Origin of the sequence: Vibrio sp. N418 (assembly GCF_000222565.1) — a bacterium.
GTDB lineage: Bacteria > Pseudomonadota > Gammaproteobacteria > Enterobacterales > Vibrionaceae > Vibrio > Vibrio scophthalmi.
Genome location: NZ_AFWD01000062.1, coordinates 1 through 2905 on the forward strand (window position 1 = coordinate 1; position 2905 = coordinate 2905).

Below are 2905 nucleotides of genomic sequence, written 5' to 3' on the forward strand. Positions count from 1 at the left end.
CTCAAAGAATTTAGCCTACCTCTAATAGTTTTAATAAACAGCTTTGTTGAGGGAATAATTAGCAATATTCTAAATAAAACAGATAGCTAAGGGTGTATATGAAAGGCTTAGTCAAGTGGTTTAGCAATGAAAAAGGTTATGGGTTCATTACCTGTAGCTCGGGGCAAGATTACTACTTCAATGTACGTAGTGTAGTAGGGGCTAATTTACCTTCAAACGGCGACAGCGTTGAATTTGAATCAAAGGTAGGTAATAAAGGGCTTAATGCTGTTTGTGTTAAAATTATAGAGAAAGCAGAGAAACCGACTCGCTCTAATAGCAAACAAGATGATCGAATAAACTGCCCTGCTTGTAACAAAAAGATCGTACCTAGGATGATTACATATCGCGGACAACCAGAGAAATCGGTGTGCCCTTACTGTGCAGCTACAGTTCGGAGCTTTGGATCGAACGTTTTAGGATATATAGTCATAGGGTTAGTAGCACTATTTATTTTCGGTATTGTTACTGGTTAGAAAGTTTGTATTGGCAAACGAATCAATATTCTTTTGCTTTACGGCTTAATAAGAGAAATTGACTATCCCTCCTAGTACGTACATAACAAAGCGTTTAAGACGGATTCCCAACGCTTGGCATTCTCGGTTTGATTCAGCTTAGGTGTTTACAGCACAATGGTTTAAGTAAGGTGGTATGCGTTGCTCACCACTTAACGCGGCGTTAGCACTATAAATTAGAATTCGGAGTAAAAATTGAAACCAAAATCACACACACTTTTTCATTTCACAAAGTCCCAAGAAGTATTGAAGCTTGTTTTGGAGAATGGTTTTTGGCCGAGGTATTGCCTAGAAGATGTTGAGTGGATGGATATGGGGGATGTTGAGTTTGCAGCCTTTCCTATGGTGTGTTTCTGCGACATTCCACTATCTCGTATAGATGAGCATGTGAAATTCTATGGTGAGTTTGGCATAGGTATGACTAAGGAATGGGCTATAAAAAAAGGTTTGTCACCCGTTCAGTATATATCACCATTTAGTGATATTCCTGTGGCATATCGTGAATTGATCTTAAAGTTATCTCATGCTGAAAATCAGCCTTTTGACTTTGGTTGGGATCATATTAGGTATCTGAACTCGTATAGTAAGCCTCTAGATGGCAATATGGTTGTTGATGGGCAAGTTGTGGAAAAAGAGTTTATCCAAGAATCAGAGTGGCGATTTATTGCTAACGATGGTGATGGTACAACTAAGCTTCTATCATATGATTCCTTCATTGATTCACACTCCTTAGAAACAGCCAATAATGAAACCAGAGCAAATCATATGCTCAAATTTGAAGTGTCAGACATTAAATACATTTTTGTTAAGAGCGACTCAGATATCCCAGATATTGTTTCCTTTATTCAAAACAATATGACCTTTACTGAAATTGCGGATCAAGCTCTTCTAGTATCACGTGTTATTTCATTAGAAAGTATCATCGCAGACATATAGTGCTAACAAAGCATTTAAGAGTGATTCTCAACGCTTGGCATTTTTCATTCCATCGTTGAGTTCAGTGTTTACGGTGGTCAGGTTGGGTTTAGTGGTCGCGTTGTTCACACCTTAATGCGGCGTTATGCCTAAAATGGAAACTGACAATTGAGGTGCAATTTGAAGGTTAGAGCAGTTATTGAGTCAGACTGGGATTCGATACTTCGAATTCAGGCTGAGGTGTATCATGATGGTGTTCTCGAAGAATTGGATGTACTCAAAAGTAAAAGTGTCGTTTCACCGACAAGTTGTTTTGTGTGTGAGTCGAGCGACGGAGATATCGCGGGTTATTTGTTGTCACATCCGTGGGATAGTTCAATACCTCCAAAGCTTTTTGAACCATTAACAATGGTCAGTGGTAACCATCAATTTTTCATCCATGACATGGCGGTTAGTGCCACAGCACAAAACAAAGGTGTTGGTCGATTGTTGACTAATCGAGTGTTTGAATTAACGAAGAAAATGGGCGTTAACAAAATTACTCTAGTTGCAGTTCAAGGCGCGGCTGGCTACTGGTCGACATTAGGTTTTAGTGCATTGGAAAGTGGCGATATCAGTCCTGTATACGGCGAAGGTGCTGTATTCATGGAAATGTTAATATCGGCATAACAAAGCGTTTAAGACGGACTCCCAACGCATGGCGTTTTCGGGTCAATTTAGTTTAAGTGTTTATATCACAATGGTTTAGGTAAGGTGGTTAGCGTTGCTCGCCACTTAACGCGGCGTTAGATTATAGAGGTCACTATGACAACAGATAGAGTTCTGAGTATATCTTCTGTAGTAATCGCGTTGACTGCAGTTTGTGTATCAATTTGGCAAGGTGTTGTTGCGAGAGAACACAACAAATTATCCGTTAAGCCATACATTACCGCAGCACCGCGTTTGCCAGGAGTTGGTGGAGAGAATGGCGTTTTCATCTCAAATGCCGGTGTAGGTCCAGCATTTATTAAAAAGGCGTTTATCAAGGCTAACGGTAAAGAATTTGATATGGCAGCTAATAATTGGCCAGCAGTTTACACACATCTCAACCTTAAAAGGTTATGTTATGTTGAGCGCTGGTTCAAAGAGGGGGCGACACTGAAGGCTGGGCAAGACGTAAAGTTAATTGCTCCAACTACAAGCCCGCTAGATGCGAGCTGTCCAGTAGAGTTTATCAAACTCATATCTGCTCCAGAACTAACTCTGAGCATAGAATACGAGTCTATATACGGTGAGGAATTCAAATATTCGCAAAGAATTGGCCTTGATGATCAAGAAATCTCTAGGTTTAAGAAAGCGCTGGGCTATTAATCTAACAAAGCATTTAAGAGTGATTCGCAACGCTTTGCAGTTTCGCTTCGCTCAAGTATAGCCAAGCGCCGCTCACACCTTAATGC

4 protein-coding genes are annotated in these 2905 nt (G+C 40.2%); all 4 read left to right on the forward strand.

All coding sequences use genetic code 11. The annotated features are described in order from the left end of the window. Positions 1 to 98: 98 nt before the first annotated feature. The 4 genes from RH86_RS20835 to RH86_RS13695 all read left to right on the forward strand — a co-directional run bounded on the left by RH86_RS20835 (position 99) and on the right by RH86_RS13695 (position 2819). Entirely contained in the window at positions 99 to 515 is a 417-nt protein-coding gene (locus RH86_RS20835; protein WP_009386739.1) for a cold shock domain-containing protein, read from the forward strand. Positions 516 to 749: 234 nt separating this feature from the next. Beyond that, positions 750 to 1490, forward strand: a complete 741-nt coding sequence (locus RH86_RS13685) for an abortive infection system antitoxin AbiGi family protein (RefSeq protein WP_038219720.1) — start codon at positions 750 to 752, stop codon at positions 1488 to 1490. 159 nt (positions 1491 to 1649) lie between these two features. Next, a complete protein-coding gene (locus tag RH86_RS13690) occupies positions 1650 to 2138 on the forward strand; it encodes a GNAT family N-acetyltransferase (RefSeq protein ID WP_038219721.1) in 489 nt (162 codons plus the stop codon). 135 nt (positions 2139 to 2273) lie between these two features. Then, on the forward strand, positions 2274 to 2819 hold the full coding sequence (locus RH86_RS13695; protein ID WP_009386742.1) for a hypothetical protein: 546 nt from the start codon (positions 2274 to 2276) through the stop codon (positions 2817 to 2819). The last annotated feature ends 86 nt before the right edge of the window (positions 2820 to 2905 follow it).

Coding starts and splice junctions, on each gene's coding strand:
- RH86_RS20835 (WP_009386739.1), top strand. CDS start 99: ATGAAAGGCTTAGTCAAGTGGTTTAGCAATGAAAAAGGTTATGGGTTC.
- RH86_RS13695 (WP_009386742.1), top strand. CDS start 2,274: ATGACAACAGATAGAGTTCTGAGTATATCTTCTGTAGTAATCGCGTTG.